Here is a 17,733-nt window from a genome sequence, read left to right as displayed (position 1 = left end):
CCGCGAAGACCCGGCCGGCTCTCGGGTCTTCCGCCGCCGCCAACGTCTCGACCAAGGCGCTACGATGCCGTGACCGAGGCGCCGTGGCCGCTCAGGCCTTGCCCGACAGCATGCGCAGACGATGAATCAGGCTTGAGGTGTCCCAGCGCGAACCGCCGAGCGACTGCACATCCCCATAGAACTGGTCGACGAGCGCCGTGACCGGCAGCGATACGCCGTTGCGCTGTGCTTCGGCCAGGCAAAGGCCCAGATCCTTGCGCATCCAGTCCACCGCGAAGCCGAAATCGAACTTGCCGTCGATCATCGTCTTGCCGCGATTGTCCATTTGCCAGCTCGCTGCCGCCCCTTTACTGATGACGTCGAGCACAAGCGGCATGTCCAGACCGGCACCCTGGCCGAAGTGGATCGCTTCCGACAGTCCCTGCACGAGACCGGCGATGCAGATCTGGTTGACCATCTTGGCAACCTGCCCTGCGCCGGCCTCGCCCACGCGCGTGACGGCTCGGCCGTAGGCGCCCAGCGTTGGGGCAACCCGGTCGAACGCCGGTGCATCACCGCCGCACATGATGGTCAGCACGCCGTTCTTGGCACCGGCTTCGCCGCCCGAGACGGGGGCGTCGACAAAGTGCAGCCCCTTCGCGCGCGCGGCGGCGTAGAGTTCGCGTGCCACGTCGGCCGAGGCCGTCGTGTGGTCGACGAAGACGGCGTTCGCCTTCATGCCGGCGAAGGCGCCATGCTCGCCGAGCACGATACTGCGCAGGTCGTCGTCATTGCCCACGCAGGCGGCCACGATCTCGGCGTCGCGCGCCGCCTCGGCCGGGGTGGCGGCGGCCGCACCGCCATATTCCTTGGCCCATTGCTGCGCCTTGGCGACCGTACGGTTATAGACCGTGACCTGATGACCGGCACGTTGCAGATGGCCGGCCATGGGATAACCCATCACGCCCAGGCCGAGAAACGCGACGCGGACGGACGTTGCTTGCGATGAAGGGGAAGTCAATTCGAGGGCCTCGCAGGTTGATTCGCTATGAGGGAACCCAGGGGCGCAAGATGCAGGGGGCACCCACGGGGTCCTGTCTGAAATTCAGGGGGCTTGCGAGCCACCATTATAAAGATGGCCTGCGCTCGGGCGCCAGCGCAATCCCCCGTCACACGGGGGATCTGCGCAAACCGGCCCCAACTTGGTGCATCGCTGGGCTTTCAGTAATTCCTCGTAAACATGAGGCCGTCGTTACCGTTTGAAAAATTGTGTTTCCGTGACTGGCGTTGGTCCAAGGTTCCGCTACAATGCGCGGCATGGCTGATTTTGATACCTGTTGGTCAATTCGCGTTTACTACGAGGACACGGACGCCGGAGGCGTAGTCTTCTATGCCAACTATCTGAAATTCTTTGAACGGGCCCGTACCGAGTGGCTCCGTTCGCTCGGCATCGAGCAACTCGCGCTGGCCCGCGAAACCGGCATGATTTTCATCGTGCGCGCAACCGCACTCGACTATCTGGCCCCCGCCCGGCTGGACGATCTCCTCACTGTCAAAAGCCGCATCGAGCGCGTTGGCGGCGCCTCTGTCGATTTTCACCAGGAAGCCTGGCGAGACGCGCCGGACGGCAGCAGCGAACTGTTGGTGCGTGGCAGCATCAAAATCGGCTGTGTGGCGGCCAACACCCTGCGCCCAGGCAAGATTCCCGTGAACGTGCGCCTCGCCATGCAATCGGCCGCCGCAGCGGGTGAGCCGCCCCGTTCGGCAGCCGCCTGAAGCCAACAACAAGAATTCCGGTCAGTCAATAACCACACCATGCCCGATCAAGACCTTTCCATTATTTCGCTGGTCCTGCATGCCAGCGTGCTCGCTCAGGCCGTCATGGGCCTGCTGCTGCTGCTCTCGCTGCTTTCGTGGACCCACATCTTCCGCAAGATCTTCGCGATTCGCCGCGCCCGCACCCAGACCGAGCGCTTCGAACGCGATTTCTGGTCGGGTGGCGATCTTCAGGCGCTCTATCAAAGCGCGCTGAACAACCGTCATCAGACGGGGGCACTCGAACGCATCTTTGAATCGGGCATGCGCGAGTACATCAAGGCGAGCGAGAAGGGTCTGCACGATCCGAGCGCCATTCTGGACGGCGCGCGTCGTGCGATGCGCGCTTGCTATCAACGTGAAATGGACTCGCTCGAAGCCAATCTGCCGTTCCTCGCATCGGTCGGTTCGGTGAGCCCGTACATTGGTCTGTTCGGCACGGTGTGGGGTATCATGAACGCTTTCCGCGGCCTGTCGAACGTGCAACAAGCCACGCTCGCCAATGTGGCGCCGGGCATCGCGGAAGCGCTGGTGGCGACCGCCATCGGTCTGTTCGCCGCAATCCCTGCCGTGGTTGCCTACAACCGCTTCGCCAACGACATCGACCGACTGTCGATCCGCTTCGAAAGTTTCGTCGAAGAATTCTCCAACATCCTGCAACGGCAGATTCACTAAGCACTCCGGGAGCGCCGAGACATGGCAGGTTCTATGCGCAATGCTCGCCGCGGCCGTCGCGCCATGGCGGATATCAACGTCGTACCGTACATCGACGTGATGTTGGTGCTGCTCGTCATTTTCATGGTGGCCGCGCCATTGGTCGCGCCGTCGATCGTCAATCTGCCGAGCGTCGCCAACGCGAGCCCGCAACAGCAGACGCCCCCCGTGGTCGTGAACATCGAAGCCGACAATCGGATGCTGGTGCGCTACAAGGACGGTGAGAACACCATCGAGCAGCGCATGGGCGCCGCCGATCTGACGGGGTTCCTGCAAGGACGCCAGGCCGCAAATCCGGATCAACCGGTCGTCATCGCCGCCGACAAGTCGGTGCGCTATGAAATCGTCATGAACGTGATGTCCGATCTCAAGGCCCAGGGCGTCAAGCGCGTGGGCCTGCTCGTCAAGCAGAAATGAGCCGCACCGCAGCCCGCACCGACCGTCCCAATCCCCCTATCGGCCCACGCAACGATGAGCGGGGCACGGGTCGGGCATTTCTCCTCGCGCTGTTCATGCACGCGCTGCTGTTCGCGCTGCTCTTCTATGGCATGCGCTGGCAGAACAGTTCGCCGGCCGGGTCCGAGGCCGAGTTGTGGACACCGTCCGAAGTCGCGGAGCCGACGCCGCCCGTGGTGACGCCACCGCCGACGCCCGCGCCGCCCGCCGTGGCCGCGCCGACGCCGCCGGTCGAAGACGCCGACATCGCCCTCCAGCAAAAGAAGCGCAAGCAGGAGCAGCAGGCCGCCGAGCAGGCACGCCTGCTCGAAGCGCAGCAGGAGAAGGCACGTCAGGAAGCGCTCAAGCAGAGGCAACTTGCCGAGCAGCAGGCAGCAGCCGACATCGCTCGCAAGAAGGCGGCGGAGGAAGCCGCCCGTCAGCAGAAGCTGGCCGACCAGAAGAAGGCTGACGAGTTGAAGCATCAGAAGGATGAAGCGGCGAAGAAGGCCGAAGCGCTCAAGCAGCAGCAACTCGTCGATGCACAGAAGAAGGCAGACGCCGAGAAGAAGGCCCAACAAGACAAGGCGGCCAAGGCCAAGGCCGCGCAGGAAGCGGCGGCGCAAAAAGCAGCCGACGCGGCACGCGCCCAGCGTCTGGCGGCGTTGCGCGGGATGGCCGGGGGCACGGCCGGCGCGACCGGCAACGGTCTGGGCTCGCAGGCCGGCGGCACGGGCTCGGGGAGCGGTGGTACCGGTGAAGCTGGCTATGCAGAACGCGTGCGTGCCAAGGTCATGCCAAATATTGCCTATGCCGGCGATACGACGGGCAATCCGCAGGCCATCGTCGCCGTGCGCATTGCGCCGGACGGCAGCATCCTGTCGATGCAGTTGACGAAGTCGAGCGGCAATCCGGCGTGGGACGCCGCAGCCATGGCCGCCATCAAAAAATCAGACCCCTTGCCGCGCGGTGTCGGCGGCAAAGCCCCGCCCCCGACGCTCGACATCCACCTCCGGCCAAAGGGCTGAGGAATGTTGTCAAACGGGAACGAAAACCGAGCGATGCAAGTCCATTTTCATCAGGATGTGGTAAAAATGGCGACTGCACCGCGTAACTGACTAATCGAACGCATGCGAATTTCCAGTCAATATGCATGGCGTGCGCTGGTAGCCACCTGGCTTACTGCGGCGTGCACGATCGCCCATGCGCAGACCCCGCTCACCGTCGAGATCAATGGCGTGGGCACCAACCGTTACCCGATCGCCGTGTCCAATTTCAAGGGCGCCGCGCCGACGGACATCGTGTCCGTCGTCAAGGCCGACCTGAGCAACAGCGGACGCTTCAATCAGATCGATACGGGCGGCGCCGCCATCGGCGTGGACGATTCGGTCGATCTCGGCACGTGGCGCGCCAAGGGGGCGAATGCCTTTGTCTCGGGCACGATCGTCCCCGCGGGCAACGGCAACTTCCAGGTCAGCTTCCGTTTGTACGATGCCGTGAACGGACAACCGCTCGGCGGCCTGGCCCTCACCTCGTCGGCCGCGAACTTGCGTCTGACGGCGCACAAGATCGCCGACTACATCTACCAGAAGCTGCTGGGCGACCGCGGCGTATTCGCCACGCGTCTGTCTTACGTGTTGCATAGCGGGAATCACTACCAGTTGCAGATTTCGGATTCGGACGGCCAGGATGCGCGCGTCGCGCTCAACAGCCGCGAGCCGATCATCTCGCCGGCCTGGTCGCCGGATGGCACGAAGGTCGCCTACGTCTCGTTCGAGAAGCGCAAGCCGGTCGTGTACATCCACGATCTGCCGACCGGCCGTCGTGCCGTGTTGGCGAACGAGAAGGGCAACAACTCGGCGCCCGCGTGGTCGCCGGACGGCAGCAAGCTTGCCGTAGCGCTCTCGCGCGACGGCAACACCCAGATCTATCAGGTCAACGCCAATGGCGGCGGCCTCAAGCGGCTGTCGCGCAGCGGCGCGATCGACACCGAACCGCAGTATTCCCCGGACGGCAAATGGATCTACTTCACGAGCGATCGTGGCGGTGGTCCGCAAATCTACAAAATGCCGGCCGGTGGCGAAGGGGCAGGCGCTGCGCAGCGCGTGACCTTCAAGGGGAGTTACAACGTCAGCCCGCGAATCAGTCCCGACGGCAAGTTGCTCGCGTTCATTGCGCGACAAGGCGGCGGATTCAAACTGTGCGTGCAGGATATGAGTACTGGCGATGTTACGGCTCTGACCGACACCAGCCACGACGAGTCACCGAGTTTTGCCGCAAACGGCAAGTACATTCTTTATGCAACGCAGTCGGGGGGCCGCAAGGTTCTCGCGGCAGTCTCGGTGGACGGGCAAACCCGGCAGATTCTTCAGGTTCGGGGAGGGGAAGTTCGCGAACCCTCCTGGGGCCCTTTCATGCAATAACATCAACAGCAACATCAATCGGAGGCTCAAATGAGTTCCCTGCTTCGTAATATCCTCGCCATCTCTTCGCTGGCCGCTCTGGCCGCTTGCTCATCGGGTGTGAAGCTCGACGACCAGGCTAACGCCAACAAGGGTCAAGCCACGGACGCCCGCGCTGTCGCCCCCGTCGACGCCTCGGCTGACGAACTGAACAACCCGAACGGCCCGCTCGCCAAGCGCAGCGTGTACTTCGGCTTCGACCAGTACAGCGTCGATGCTCAGTACACCCCGCTGCTCCAGGCGCACGCTGCGTTCCTGAACAAGTACTCGCAGCGCCACGTGCTGGTGCAGGGCAATACCGACCCGCGTGGCACGAGCGAGTACAACCTGGCACTGGGCCAGAAGCGTGCTGAATCCGTGGTGAAGGCCATGTCGGCACTGGGCGCCAACACCAACCAGATGGAAGCCGTTTCGCTGGGCAAGGAAAAGGCAACGGGTACGGACGAGGCCAGCTGGGCTCAGGACCGTCGCGCCGATCTGGCTTATTGATTGAATCGTCATGACGTCTCGTTTGCTTAAAAACATGATCTGCGCGGTGACGCTCGGCACTGCGGTGCTGAGTCCGCTGGCGCATGCCGGATTGTTCGATGACGACGAGGCGCGCAAAGCGATCCTCGATATCCGCAGCCGTCTGGATTCGGACAAGCAGCGGATCGAGGGGCTCACGCGCAACGTGCTGGATTTGAACAATCAGATTCAGCAGTTGCAACGTGATCTGGCCGACCAGCGCGGTCAGAACGAAGATCTGAAAAACCAGCTTGCGAACCTGCAACAGAGTCAAAAGGATTTCTACAACGACCTCGACGGTCGGCTGAAGAAATTCGAACCGCAGCAGATGACCGTCGGCGGCGTGACAGGCACCGTCCAACCGGGCGAGAAAGATGTCTTTGACGCCGCGCTGACGAAATTCCGCAATGGTGACTACAAGGGTGCGCAAACGGCATTCCGAACCTTCTCGGCCAAGTATCCCGACAGCCCGTATCAACCCGAAGCTCAGTTCTGGCTTGGCAATGCGCAGTACGCCAACAAGGATCTGAAGGGGTCGACCGCGACGCTGCAGGGGATCGTGACGAAGTACCCGACGAGCCCGAAGGCTGCCGAGGCAATGCTGGCAATCGCCAGCAACCAGGCGGAATCCGGGCAGATTGCGACAGCGAAGAAAACGTTGCACGATTTGGTGGCCAAGTACCCGGACAGCGAATCGGCGGCCGAGGCCAAGAAGCGTGTGGCCAAGCTGAAGTAAGACGTCTCGCGGGAGACTGTGCGAACCAGCCTACCGTGTGAGGTCAATCGTCAAACGCATAACGCCGCCTTTGGGCGGCGTTGTCGTTTCCGGGGCATGCCGGATGACCGTCGTTGCCGTCATCATCAACGCTGCCGCGACCGCCGGGCGTTCCCATCCTTCCGGGCTTTGCGGATGCCGAACGCGACCTCAAGTAGAATACGGGCTTTGCAAGCGTTCGAAGTGCGGCGTCACAGGGGATGTGTGCGGGTCCAACCGGGTCTGCATGGCATGACGACCGCACCCGCGATGTGATCGCGCGCAGACTGCGCGCGGCACGTCTGATAAACACAATGCCGGCTACGCCCCGTGGCTCGCGACAATGAATCGAACGGCCGGGCACGGCCGCCATCGCCTTCTCGCCTAATGACCGACGTCGATCTCACCGCCCTCTCCCACACCGTCGTGTGGTTCACCTTTGCGCTGGCCTTCGTGTTTGGCGCTGTGCTGCAGCGCACGCATTTCTGCACGATGGGCGCGCTATCCGACATCGTGAACATCGGCGATTGGAACCGCATGCGGATGTGGTCGCTCGCCATCGGTGTCGCGACCATCGGCACGGGGGTACTGGCGTCGCAGGGTGTCATCGATCCGGTCAAGGCGATCTACACGACGCCGCGCTTTACCTGGCTGTCATATCTCGTTGGCGGCTGGCTGTTCGGATTCGGCATGGTGCTGGCGTCCGGTTGCGGCAGCAAGACACTCGTGCGCATCGGCGGTGGGAATCTGAAGTCGCTGCTGGTTTTCGTGATGATCGGTCTGTCGGGCTACATGACGCTCAAGGGCTTGTTCGCGGTATTGCGCGTGACGGCCATCGACAGCGTGCAAACCACGTTTGCGACATCGCAGGATCTGCCGACATTGCTGGGCGGCTGGTTCGGTGGCGACGTACACCGCGCACAGCTCATTCTCGGGTTGGCCATTGGCGGAGCGTTCGTGATTGCGGCGCTCGCACGACGCGAGTTCTGGACGTTCGACAACCTGCTGGGTGGTCTTGTCGTGGGCGCGATCATCGTGGCGCTGTGGTACGTCTCGGGCAAGTTAGGGTACGTGGCGGAGAATCCGAATACGTTGGAGGAGAGTTTCGTTGCCACGAATTCCGGGAAGATGGAAGCGTTGTCGTTCGTCTCGCCGCTGGCGTACACGATGTATTGGCTGATGATGTGGAGCGACACGAGCAACGTCATCACGCTGGGCATTTCGAGTGTGTTGGGCGTGATTGCCGGCTCGTTCGTCTATGCACTGGTGTCGCGCAATTTCCGTTGGGAAGGCTTCCAGGGCACGGAAGACACGGCGAATCACATGGTGGGTGGCGTGCTGATGGGCTTCGGCGGCGTGACGGCCTTGGGCTGCACGGTCGGCCAGGGGTTGTCGGGCGTGTCGACGCTGGCGCTGGGGTCGTTCCTCGCGACGGCGGCGATTCTCGTGGGCGGCGTCTGCGCGTTCAAGTACCAGATGTGGCGCATTGAGCGCAGCGTTTAAGCGTAATTCGCGCACTACCGCTCGAATCGCCCCTGAAATAGCCACCTTCACGCCACCCAGGTATTGACACTATGGTGACAGCGCCGCTATAATTTTGGTCTTCGTTGGGTCGTTAGCTCAGCTGGTAGAGCAGCGGACTTTTAATCCGTTGGTCGCAGGTTCGAATCCCGCACGGCCTACCAAACGAATTCAAGGGGCTTGCAGAGATGCAGGCCCCTTCTCATTTACTCCGCAAATTCCCTCTTGCTCCGCAAAACTCATTTTGTCGAGGCAACACGATCACCCCTTCTCTCCCGCACCTAGTGTAGTGGCCAAATCCTCCCGGACACCAATTTAGGCGAGGATGTTCGCCGTGAAGCGGTGTCTGATGAGCAAGCAACGTCGTACGTTCCCCCAATTCATCCGCATCACAAACGAATTTCAGCTCACCAACCCTTCAATCCAGAATGGTCTGAAGGCGCGCGAGTGCGTCCTCTACAACCTCGACGGGTGCGCGCTCAATCTTCTTCGCCCCACGCGCCTCAAGGTCGAGCGTGCGTACCATGTTCACCAATGCAACGCCCTGCGTCTGCGTGCCCGCGCCAGACAACGGCACCGCAAAACCCGCAAAACGAGCGAATTCTCCACCTTGGGTGATCGGTGCGACCAAGACCACGCCCAGCGCATTAAAAGACGCCGGCGACAAAACAAGAACAGGGCGGAAATCGCCCTGCTGTTCGTGCCCAATTGTCGGGTTCAAGCTCACGCGCACAATGTCGCCACGGTCGAAGCGCGCGCGTCTCACCATGCCTCGCGCCCCACAGGTTTGATCTCACCCCACCCTGCGAGATCTGCGGGTTGTGGCGCTTTCGGGTCGCACTGCGCAACCAGGTCGTCCAACGAATACTTGTGACGGGCGGGAGACAGAAAGACACCATCCGAGCGAACGACGGCAGTCAACGAACTGCCCACTACCACGTGAATCTGTTCGAGCAACACGCTCGGCAGTCGCACCGCAGCACTGTTGCCCCATTTTTGAATCTTGAGTTCCATATTTGCCCCCAAATGTTGATCCATTGTAGAAACATTGCGCGCAAAATGCAAGCACCAGTGTATCTACAATGGATATACGTAACGATCGTACAGTAGACGGATTTTGGCAAGTACTGTCAGAGACACGTACCCCGCATACGTCATGGCGGGTGCTGCGTCGTCGCAGTCGACGTGAGCGAGGAAAAGCAAACCGCCTCACAGGTGTTTCCCGAACCTTCACGCAGGAACGCCGACCTTTAGCGAGAAGCCGAAAATTCGATGCATCCCCGTACTGCAGCCCCTGGATAGGCCAACAAAACCCACCGAGCCTTTTAATCCGTTGGCCACACGTTCGAATCCCCGCACGGCCTACCAAACGAATTCAAGGGGTTACAAGCGTTTCGCTTGTAACCCCTTTCTCGTTTCTGGCGTCATGGAACCGCCTTGCAGGCGGATTGCGTCAATGAGGCGCGGGGGCAACCGGCGCTACGCGCTGGCATACCACCTCACAACGCCCCCCTGCATTTCCTTCAGCGATCTTCGTCCTCGAACGGGTCGCCGCTCGTCGGCGCGGCCTCTCGTTGGACGGCTTGCCGCTTGCACTTGACGTGGTACGCCGTCAGCACTGCATGCGCCACCATGTCCAGCGCAGGGCGCGTCTCGCCGTTCTTGTCAGTCCATACCTTCGGCGTGAGCGCGCCAGACAGAGCAACGGAATCTCCGTCATCCAGCGCCAACAGTGCTGCCCGCGCATCATCGGCAAAGGCAATTACGTTCACGAACAGGGACTCGCCGTCGCCCCCGGCCGCGAGAACCTTCGCAGTGGCATATGCCGTGCCACCTTGCCCTTTACGCTCAGCGGGCGTTCCGTAGATCTTCCCACCAATCAGACCATCAATCATCTTTCACCTCGTTATCACGTGCGACTGCCGCCCGTGCTTCAATTGAATCCTCGAACGTCGAACCATACCCGTTCCACCCACCAGCGTGTTGAATACCCATGAAGACCCGCCTGAAACGCCCGATACAGTCTCCCACTTAAACCAACGGGTCGACATAGAACGTTGACGAACGAGATTCTCCAGGAGGCAGTCGAATGTAGCCGCGCAGAAAATGGTGAGCCGCGACGTGAAGCTTGCTGGGATGGAAAATCGCGTCGCGTTTGCGTTGCGTACGCTATCCGAAATCAAGCGGTTGAGCGACAACGGTTCAGGCGATACGGCCAACGAGACACGCAGGTTCGCCATGCGATGGATTTAGCAATTTTAGTGTGACGCTGTGCCCGGAATTTCGGGGCAAACGCCATCAAGGACGGCAAGCCGGCAACATGTGATGTGACTTGGCATACTCCCGCAAAGCGTCATTCATTCGCGTCTGCCACCCGTCGCCCGACGCCTTGAACGCCTCCACCACATCACGATCAGCGCGCATGTTCAGCGTCACTTTACGTTGCCCTTCCGGCAACGCCGGGCGTCCGCGACGCCTCAACACAGCATCCGCACGCCCTTTCCCCAACACCTCGGTCAGCACTTCGCGCGCCGGACGCATCTGCCCCAACTGCTGGTCGGTCAACGGTGGGTTATCGGGATCCGTCTCGGCGGCACGCGTGATGGTCGCATCCTCGGCGTCGGTCAATGGGGGGGGTCTACGTTTCGTCATACTTTCGTACCTCGCGTCGGTTGGCTTTGCGACGACTGATCACTCGAATCGATTCGTCTAGCACTGTCAACACCATCACTTGGAGCCTGTCCCCGAGCGGGCCAAGCGCAACAAACCGCGTTTCGTTGTAGTTGGCGCGCGCGTCGACCTCAAGCAACGCAGCCTCCAAGTCGAAAAACTCGGCGAGCGCCAGCGACAGTCCATGTTTTCTACAATTTGCCTCGTCTTTCGCTGGATCGAACTCGATTTGCATCTATTTATTGTATGGGCATAAATTTACATACGTCAACGATTTTTTGTATGGACGGAAATCCACGACAAGACACCCGTTGACGAGCCGCACCCATCATCTCAGCAACACCGAATTCGAAATCTCAGCAAACGCCGAATCTACAACCGCCACCCGCCGGAACGCTGACAACTTCAGGTCTCCCTAGTCGTATCCACTCCCGCATTGCTGCGCTAAACGCCCCACGAGAGTTCTCCCTGTTGAAAGCTCGGGGAGCGACAACATGCGGAGAATATCGAGACCTTGGAGCGCTCGCACGTTTCGAGTGCCACGCTCGGCGTGGTGCCCCGCCGCCGGGCAACGCTGGCGGCGAGCCTACCGTGACTCCGCCCCCACCGAAGCCCCGCCGGCATCCGCGGCGCCCACGTCGACCAGTGCCAGCAATTCGTCGGACGTGCGCACGTCAGCAAACCACAACACCATGTTGCACAGCGTCGCGTTGTGCTCGTCGTCGGTGCGGGCTGCGTTCGCGTCGGCGACGAAGTGGACCTTGTAGTCGAGCATCATCGCATCGCGGGCAGTCGATTCGCAGCAGACGTTCGTCACCGTGCCAGTCACGATCACGGTGTCGATGCCGGGCGCGGCAAGGCGTTGATGCAGATCGGACGAGCCCTGGATAAACGCGCTGAACCGCGTCTTGTCGACGATCTCATCCGCATCGCGAACGTCGAGCGGCGGATACAACGCGCGTCCGGGATGTCCGTCGACCAACGTCTCGCCCAGACTCGCCCCCATCCCGCGCCGAATTCGTCGAAGCGCTGCCACGGCGCTTCGCCTGGCACGACCTGCGTGTGACGAATCCAGTACACATGACCACCCGCCTGACGCAGCGCGCTCGCGAGCCGATTCACATTCGGCACGATCTTGCGCGCCATCGGCAATTCGCCGGGAAAGCCTGGGGCGACAAAGCCGTTCTGCAGGTCGATGGTGTGAAGCGCGGCGCCGACGAGATCGCGCCCCTGGCGTGGGGATGATTTTCTCAGGCATCGCTCGGCCATGAGCGGCGAAGACCGACTATGCGGATCGTCTCGGACGCGACCCACGCTGCGATGAGCCATCGGCACCGGTCTGACGGCTCTCGATGACAGCGCGCGTGCGCTGTGAAATCCGCGACGCGGCCTCCTTGATCGATTCAACGAGCCGGTCGAGATTGGCGAACTGCAGACGCGGCGTCGGCACGATCACCGCGAGAGCGCCGACCGCCTCCCCCGAGTCGTCGGTAAACAGCGGCGACGCCAGCGCCGAAATCCCGACTTCGAGTTCGTCTTTCGAGAGATAGAAGCCTGCGCGCCGAATCCTGAGCAGCGATCCGCGGAAGTCCTCGAGCGTCGTACCGAGTCCGCTCTGCGCAATCTCCTCGGCGTATTGATCGAACAAGCCCGCGAGCTTGGCCTTGGGGAAGGTCGACAGGATCGCCTTCGACGCGGCACCGAGAAAAAGCGGACGTGGACGCCCGCGGCCGTATCGGAGGTCAAGCGATGCGTCGTGCGTCTCTCGATGGGTGTCGACAAGCTCGTTCCCGTACCACCGAGACATCACGGTGTCGAAGCCCGAATGCTCGCTCAGCTCGCGCATGATCGGCCGGCCGACGGCAAGCAGCGGATCGGACACGCGCAAGTGATAGTCGAGCTTGATGATGCGAGGCCCAAGCCCATAGTCCCCTCCCGCAAAACGCACGAGCAAGCCCGCATCGACCAGCTCTCGCACATAGCGGTAAGCCGTCGGAATCGAGCAATCGAGTTCGGCGCCAACGTCTTCGGCGGACAGGAATAGCTTGTCCTCGGAAAAAAGATCGAGGATGGATAAGACTCTGGTGATGCTCGACATCTGGACAGTGAACCCTATGGACGTGAGTGAATTATAGCCAGCGCACGAAGCCCCCTGCTCAGACGCACTCGCACAAGCAAAGCGCGCGCGGGGGCGATAACGTCCGGTAGCATCAACCGACGGCCGGCCCCGACGCTAGCGGCGACGCATTCCCCCTGCGTCGCTTCACCCCATCACACAAGCCCCATGCGTTCAGCCATTTCCGCCTGCCAGACGCTTCGAGGCCGGAAACCCGACAGCGTACGGGCGTGGCGCTCGACATCCGCCATCAACTCAGCATCTGGCCGGTCGAAGTCGACCGGCACGCGCATCGGCTGATCAACGTACCACGGCGTATCGATGAACAGTTCCAGCCGGTTGCCCTCCGGATCTCGCGCATAGATCGACACCGCATTACCGTGGGTCACGGGGCGGATCTCGTCGAGCCCCTCCGCCACGAACTTTTGGTGGAACTGCCTGAGCGTGGCAAGACTGTCCGCCTCCAGCGAAATCTGGTTGATCGGATTGAATGCCAGATGCGCCGGGCGCCCGCTCGCAAGCACGATCTGATGGTGTACCGCCGGATCGCGACTCAGAAACACCAACCGCACTTCGCCATTCGACGTCTGCAGCTTGCCACGATCCGTCACGGTGAACTCCAACACCCGCGAATAGAAATCCTCGACCCGCGCCATGTCGCTCACATAGAACCCCATGTGGCTCAACGAGAGACCCTGCCGCTTCTGCTTCATCCCTTCCATGTCTGTCTCCGATAGTGATAAACCCTAACGAAAAACACGTTGTGTCATTCGTTAAATATAGTTTATTCTCAAAATACGATAAACACACCACTTTTCTGTGGCGGTGTGCCGATCAAAACTACCGTTATTTATCATCGGAGCATCAATGAAACTCGTCAGCTTCTCCACCTCTCAGGGTCCTTCGTTCGGCGTGGTTCGCGACGACGTCATCTTCGACCTGGGCAAGCGCCTTGAGGGGCGCTTCGCGGACCTCAAGGCGTTGATTGCCGCCGACGCCTTCAGGGAAGCGGCCCAGGCCATCGAAGGTGCGCAGGCCGACTACGCGCTCTCGGACGTGACCCTGCTGCCGGTCATTCCCAATCCGGAGCAGATCTTCTGCGTTGGACTGAATTACGCCGAGCACGTCAAGGAAACGCAGCGCGAAGTGACCGAACAGCCCGTGATTTTCATGCGGCTGCCCGCGTCCCAGGTCGGCCACGCTCAGCCGATGCTGCGCCCGCCCGAGTCCCAGCAGTTCGACTACGAGGGCGAGATCGCGGTCATCATCGGCCGCGGCGGACGGCGCATCGCCGAAGCCGACGCCTGGCAGCACATCGCGGGCTACGCCTGCTACAACGACGGCTCCGTGCGTGACTGGCAGCGTCACACGACGCAATGGGGGCCGGGCAAGAACTTCTATCGCACCGGCGCGTTCGGGCCGTGGATGGTCACGCGCGACGAGATCGCGCCGAACGCGCTGATGACACTCGTCACCCGCCTGAATGGGCAGGAGGTCCAGCGTGCAACCACGGAGATGCTCATTCACGGCATCGCCAGGCAGATTGCCTACCTCTCGACGTTTACGCCGCTGTTCGCCGGCGACGTGATCGTGACCGGCACGCCGGGCGGCGTGGGTGCGAAACGTAACCCGCCGCTGTTCATGAAACCGGGCGACGTGGTCGAAGTGGAAGTGGATCGCATTGGCGTGCTGCGCAATTCGATTGCCGACGAAGCGTAAGGGTCGTGGCCGGGTGCGGCAGCGGCACGCCGCGCCCGGTGTCTGAACAGCGGGAAACGAACATGTCAAATCAAACTATTCCAACGCCTACATGCGACTACGATGTCGCGATCATCGGCCTCGGCCCCACCGGCGCCACATTGGGTAATCTGCTTGCGATCCAGGGGTTGCGGGTGCTGGTGCTGGAGCGCGACAAAGACATCTTTGCGCTGCCCCGCGCGGTGCATTTCGATGGCGAATGCATGCGCGTGTTCCAGACGATCGGGATTGCAGACACGCTGCTCCCCAACCTGTTCGTCGGCCCTGGAATGAAGTTCGTGAACGCGCAAGGCCAATTGCTGATCGACTGGCCGCGTCCGACCCACATTGGACCTCACGGCTGGTGTGCCAGCTACAAATTCCACCAGCCCGATCTGGAGAATGCATTGCGCGAGCGCCTCGCGCAGCAACCCAACGTTGAAGTCCGTCTGCGTCATGAGGTGTTTTCCCTCGATGAGACAGCCGACGGCGTTCAAGTCCGCTTCGAGGACACGCGTTGCGGCAAACTGGGACGCGCCACCGCACGATATGTCGTCGGCTGCGACGGCGCGCGCTCCATTGCCCGGCGCTTCATGGGCACCGAGCTAACCGATCTGAAATCGCACGAACGTTGGGTCGTCGTGGACGTGATGCTCAATGCCCCACGGCCTGAACTGGGCGACGTCTCGATTCAGTATTGCGATCCGGCGCGGCCGACCACTTATACAAGAGGCCCGGGCAACCGTCGTCGCTGGGAAATCATGGTGATGCCCGACGACGATTCAACGCAACTCACAACGTCGGAATGGCTGTGGGACAAGCTCGCGCGCTGGATCTCGCCGACCGATGCACGGCTCGAGCGATCGGCCGTCTACACGTTTCATTCCGTGGTCGCCAACGGGTGGCGCCGTGGCCGGTTGCTGCTGGCGGGAGACGCCGCGCATCAGACACCGCCCTTCATGGGCCAAGGCATGGCCGCCGGCATTCGCGATGCGTCGAATCTCGCATGGAAGCTGGGTGCCGTGCTTCGTGACGAAGCCTCCGATGCGCTTCTCGACACCTATGAATCGGAACGCTCGCCGCACGTGCGCGAATTCATCGAAACCGCCGTCCAGCTCGGCGCGGTCATACAGACCACTCACCCTGACCTTGCGAACGCTCGCGACGACGAGATGGCCGCAGCGATCCGCAATTTCGTCACGCCGCAACCGAAGCTTGGACCCGGGGAGTGGGTGGACGACCCCTCAGGCACTGCGGGACAGATTGCCCCGCAGCCCCGCCTGGACGACGGACGGCGGCTTGACGACGTCGTCGGCTACCGATTCGCACTGGTTGCCTTACCGGAGTTGCTCAGCGAGTGCCCGGATCTGCCGGACCAGGCGGCCCGCGCGGATGTCGAACTGATCGCGAGCGACGATGCCTCGATCCGCGAGTGGTTCAGATCAACCGGCGCCGTCGCCCAATTGGTGCGCCCCGACCGTTACGTATTCGGTGTCGCGCCTGACCGGCGTGCGCTGGACCACCTGCTTGAACGGACACTGCCGCATCAGCGCGCCACAAACGCCTGATCGGCAGCCATCGGGTCGCCGTCGGCCGACACCATCGCGCATACCCCACGTTGGACAAAGAAGCCAACCCTTACTGGAGAAATCATGGAGACAACCCACAACCCCCTCGGCGAGTTCAGCCGTTCGCCATCCGCCGGTCTGACACGGTCGCAATGGAAGATGATTCTCATCGCGAGCCTTGGCGGCTCACTGGAGTTTTACGACTTCATTGTGTACGGCTTTTTTGCGCAGTACATCGCCGCGCAGTTCTTTCCGAACGCTTCGGCACTGTTGAGCATGCTCGCCGCCTACTCCGTGCTGGCCATCGGCTATGTGATTCGACCGCTCGGCGGCATCGTGCTGAGTAGCTGGGGAGATCGTTATGGACGCAGACCGGTCTTTCTCGGCTCCATCGTTGTCGTGACCACCGCGACGATTTGCCTTGGCCTGCTGCCGAACTACGAGCACTGGGGAATCACCGCGTCGATCCTGCTGATTGTCCTGCGCATGCTTCAGGGGTTCTGTGTCGGGGGTGAAATGCCCGGCGCCATTACATATGCGGTGGAAGCGGCGCCGCATCGCGCCGGCCTGGCCGCCGGCGTCATCATCTGCGCGGTGAACGTGGGCGTATTGCTCGCGACGGTCGTCAACCTCGTCATCCAGAGTTCCCTGTCGAGCGCGGATGCCGCGGCGTATGGCTGGCGAGCCGCATTTCTGTTCGGCGGCCTCTGCGGCATCGTGTCGTACTGGATGCGACGCAACCTCGACGAGTCGCCGGAGTTCAAGAAGATGCATGGCGCCGTAGTCAAGCAGCCGTTTCGCGAGACGCTTCGCCACCACGGTAAATCGGTCGCCGCTGCGGCGCTCACGATCGCGGTCATGGCCGGGGTCAATGGCATCTTGTACGGACACATGCCGGCTTACCTCGTGCAACAACTTCACTATGCGCCTCAGACGGCGGCGATCGCCCAAAACGCTTATCTGATCGTCAGTTCGTTTGGCTTGCTTGCTGCGGGTTGGCTTGGGGACAAGGTGCCGCGCCGGCATCTTCTGCGGGCGTCGGCTGCCTTGTTGGTGGTATTGAGCTATCCGTTCTATCACGCACTGGTCAACCACAGCGTGAATCTGACCACCCTGTTCATCCTCGCGGGCGTGGTCTTCTCGCTGGCTAGCGGTACCTGGGCGTCCGTGCTTGCCGATCAGTTCCCGGTGCAGGTGAGGTTCAGCGGCATCGCACTCTCGTATAACGCCTCCGTCCTGGTCTTCAGCGGTTTTGCCCCCTTGCTGGCGACGATGCTGATCCGCGAAACCGGCTCACTGGCCGCGCCAGCGTACTTCGTGATCGGCGCCTGCGCGATCGCGTTGCTCGCGAGCTTTGCCCTGCCCGCCAGCCGATCGACATCGCCACGCGCATTGCCGACGGACCGACTCAACGGCGAACCATCGCGCTGAACCTGCACCGCCGCGCCGCCACGA

Annotated in this window: 20 protein-coding genes, 1 tRNA gene and 1 pseudogene; 12 read left to right on the top strand and 10 right to left on the bottom strand. The window is 61.8% G+C overall.

What is annotated here, in order from left to right; genetic code table 11:
• Positions 1 to 91 precede the first annotated feature (91 nt).
• The gene (locus PSO31014_RS08965) at positions 92 to 1,000 is read right to left on the bottom strand and encodes an NAD(P)-dependent oxidoreductase (protein WP_150551316.1); all 909 of its coding nucleotides are present in this window, start codon (positions 998 to 1,000) and stop codon (positions 92 to 94) included.
• A gap of 287 nt (positions 1,001 to 1,287) precedes the next feature.
• Between PSO31014_RS08965 and ybgC the strand changes: the two genes are divergently transcribed.
• From ybgC to PSO31014_RS08920, 9 genes are all read left to right on the top strand, one after another.
• A complete protein-coding gene (gene ybgC, locus PSO31014_RS08960) occupies positions 1,288 to 1,755 on the top strand; it encodes a tol-pal system-associated acyl-CoA thioesterase (RefSeq protein WP_150551315.1) in 468 nt (155 codons plus the stop codon).
• Between the two features lie 39 nt (positions 1,756 to 1,794).
• Positions 1,795 to 2,469 carry a protein TolQ gene (gene tolQ / locus PSO31014_RS08955; RefSeq protein WP_150551314.1) on the top strand — a complete coding sequence of 225 codons (675 nt, stop codon included), beginning with the start codon at positions 1,795 to 1,797 and terminating at the stop codon, positions 2,467 to 2,469.
• Positions 2,470 to 2,490: 21 nt separating this feature from the next.
• Positions 2,491 to 2,925, top strand: coding sequence for a protein TolR (gene tolR / locus PSO31014_RS08950; protein WP_026132193.1), 435 nt, complete (start codon positions 2,491 to 2,493; stop codon positions 2,923 to 2,925).
• Positions 2,922 to 3,971 (top strand): cell envelope integrity protein TolA, encoded by a 1,050-nt coding sequence (gene tolA / locus PSO31014_RS08945; RefSeq protein ID WP_150551313.1) that lies wholly within the window; start codon positions 2,922 to 2,924, stop codon positions 3,969 to 3,971. Before tolR ends, tolA begins: the two co-directional genes overlap by 4 nt.
• A 102-nt stretch (positions 3,972 to 4,073) precedes the next feature.
• The gene (gene tolB, locus PSO31014_RS08940; protein ID WP_150551312.1) at positions 4,074 to 5,366 is read left to right on the top strand and encodes a Tol-Pal system beta propeller repeat protein TolB; all 1,293 of its coding nucleotides are present in this window, start codon (positions 4,074 to 4,076) and stop codon (positions 5,364 to 5,366) included.
• 30 nt (positions 5,367 to 5,396) lie between these two features.
• Positions 5,397 to 5,894 (top strand): OmpA family protein, encoded by a 498-nt coding sequence (locus PSO31014_RS08935; protein WP_150551311.1) that lies wholly within the window; start codon positions 5,397 to 5,399, stop codon positions 5,892 to 5,894.
• A gap of 10 nt (positions 5,895 to 5,904) precedes the next feature.
• On the top strand, positions 5,905 to 6,648 hold the full coding sequence (gene ybgF / locus PSO31014_RS08930; RefSeq protein ID WP_246176557.1) for a tol-pal system protein YbgF: 744 nt from the start codon (positions 5,905 to 5,907) through the stop codon (positions 6,646 to 6,648).
• Positions 6,649 to 7,053: 405 nt separating this feature from the next.
• Positions 7,054 to 8,169, top strand: coding sequence for a YeeE/YedE family protein (locus PSO31014_RS08925; RefSeq protein ID WP_150551310.1), 1,116 nt, complete (start codon positions 7,054 to 7,056; stop codon positions 8,167 to 8,169).
• Between the two features lie 106 nt (positions 8,170 to 8,275).
• Positions 8,276 to 8,351: transfer RNA gene (locus tag PSO31014_RS08920), tRNA-Lys, on the top strand.
• 254 nt (positions 8,352 to 8,605) lie between these two features.
• Here the strand turns inward: PSO31014_RS08920 and PSO31014_RS08915 are convergent.
• The 9 genes and pseudogenes from PSO31014_RS08915 to PSO31014_RS08875 all read right to left on the bottom strand — a co-directional run bounded on the left by PSO31014_RS08915 (position 8,606) and on the right by PSO31014_RS08875 (position 13,695).
• Positions 8,606 to 8,956, bottom strand: a complete 351-nt coding sequence (locus tag PSO31014_RS08915; protein WP_150551309.1) for a type II toxin-antitoxin system ChpB family toxin — start codon at positions 8,954 to 8,956, stop codon at positions 8,606 to 8,608.
• Positions 8,950 to 9,201 (bottom strand): AbrB/MazE/SpoVT family DNA-binding domain-containing protein, encoded by a 252-nt coding sequence (locus PSO31014_RS08910; protein WP_150551308.1) that lies wholly within the window; start codon positions 9,199 to 9,201, stop codon positions 8,950 to 8,952. The genes PSO31014_RS08915 and PSO31014_RS08910 overlap by 7 nt, the downstream gene beginning before the upstream one ends.
• Before the next feature lie 509 nt (positions 9,202 to 9,710).
• Positions 9,711 to 10,082 (bottom strand): single-stranded DNA-binding protein, encoded by a 372-nt coding sequence (locus tag PSO31014_RS08905; RefSeq protein ID WP_150551307.1) that lies wholly within the window; start codon positions 10,080 to 10,082, stop codon positions 9,711 to 9,713.
• A gap of 403 nt (positions 10,083 to 10,485) precedes the next feature.
• A complete protein-coding gene (locus tag PSO31014_RS08900) occupies positions 10,486 to 10,815 on the bottom strand; it encodes a BrnA antitoxin family protein (RefSeq protein WP_150551306.1) in 330 nt (109 codons plus the stop codon).
• 10 nt (positions 10,816 to 10,825) lie between these two features.
• Positions 10,826 to 11,092 (bottom strand): BrnT family toxin, encoded by a 267-nt coding sequence (locus PSO31014_RS08895; protein WP_150551305.1) that lies wholly within the window; start codon positions 11,090 to 11,092, stop codon positions 10,826 to 10,828.
• Positions 11,093 to 11,443: 351 nt separating this feature from the next.
• Entirely contained in the window at positions 11,444 to 11,893 is a 450-nt protein-coding gene (locus PSO31014_RS08890; protein ID WP_150551304.1) for a cysteine hydrolase family protein, read from the bottom strand.
• Positions 11,894 to 11,931: 38 nt separating this feature from the next.
• Positions 11,932 to 12,126: pseudogene (locus PSO31014_RS22925) on the bottom strand (hypothetical protein); the annotation flags it as partial.
• A 16-nt stretch (positions 12,127 to 12,142) separates the two neighbouring features.
• Positions 12,143 to 12,955 (bottom strand): IclR family transcriptional regulator, encoded by an 813-nt coding sequence (locus PSO31014_RS08880; RefSeq protein WP_150551303.1) that lies wholly within the window; start codon positions 12,953 to 12,955, stop codon positions 12,143 to 12,145.
• A 173-nt stretch (positions 12,956 to 13,128) separates the two neighbouring features.
• Positions 13,129 to 13,695 (bottom strand): VOC family protein, encoded by a 567-nt coding sequence (locus tag PSO31014_RS08875; RefSeq protein WP_150551302.1) that lies wholly within the window; start codon positions 13,693 to 13,695, stop codon positions 13,129 to 13,131.
• A 145-nt stretch (positions 13,696 to 13,840) separates the two neighbouring features.
• Here PSO31014_RS08875 and PSO31014_RS08870 point away from each other — a divergent pair, with 145 nt between their 5' ends.
• The 3 genes from PSO31014_RS08870 (at position 13,841) to PSO31014_RS08860 (ending at position 17,709) form a co-directional block, all read left to right on the top strand.
• Positions 13,841 to 14,692, top strand: coding sequence for a fumarylacetoacetate hydrolase family protein (locus PSO31014_RS08870; RefSeq protein WP_150551301.1), 852 nt, complete (start codon positions 13,841 to 13,843; stop codon positions 14,690 to 14,692).
• A gap of 62 nt (positions 14,693 to 14,754) precedes the next feature.
• Positions 14,755 to 16,278, top strand: a complete 1,524-nt coding sequence (gene mhpA / locus PSO31014_RS08865) for a bifunctional 3-(3-hydroxy-phenyl)propionate/3-hydroxycinnamic acid hydroxylase MhpA (protein WP_150551300.1) — start codon at positions 14,755 to 14,757, stop codon at positions 16,276 to 16,278.
• 84 nt (positions 16,279 to 16,362) lie between these two features.
• Positions 16,363 to 17,709 carry an MFS transporter gene (locus PSO31014_RS08860; RefSeq protein ID WP_150551299.1) on the top strand — a complete coding sequence of 449 codons (1,347 nt, stop codon included), beginning with the start codon at positions 16,363 to 16,365 and terminating at the stop codon, positions 17,707 to 17,709.
• Positions 17,710 to 17,733 lie beyond the last annotated feature (24 nt).

The sequence above is a fragment of the Pandoraea soli genome, from assembly GCF_902459595.1.
Classification (GTDB): Bacteria; Pseudomonadota; Gammaproteobacteria; order Burkholderiales; family Burkholderiaceae; genus Pandoraea; species Pandoraea cepalis.
The sequence above is the reverse complement of the archived record's forward strand: the minus strand, read 5'-3'. Positions and strand labels throughout refer to the sequence as shown.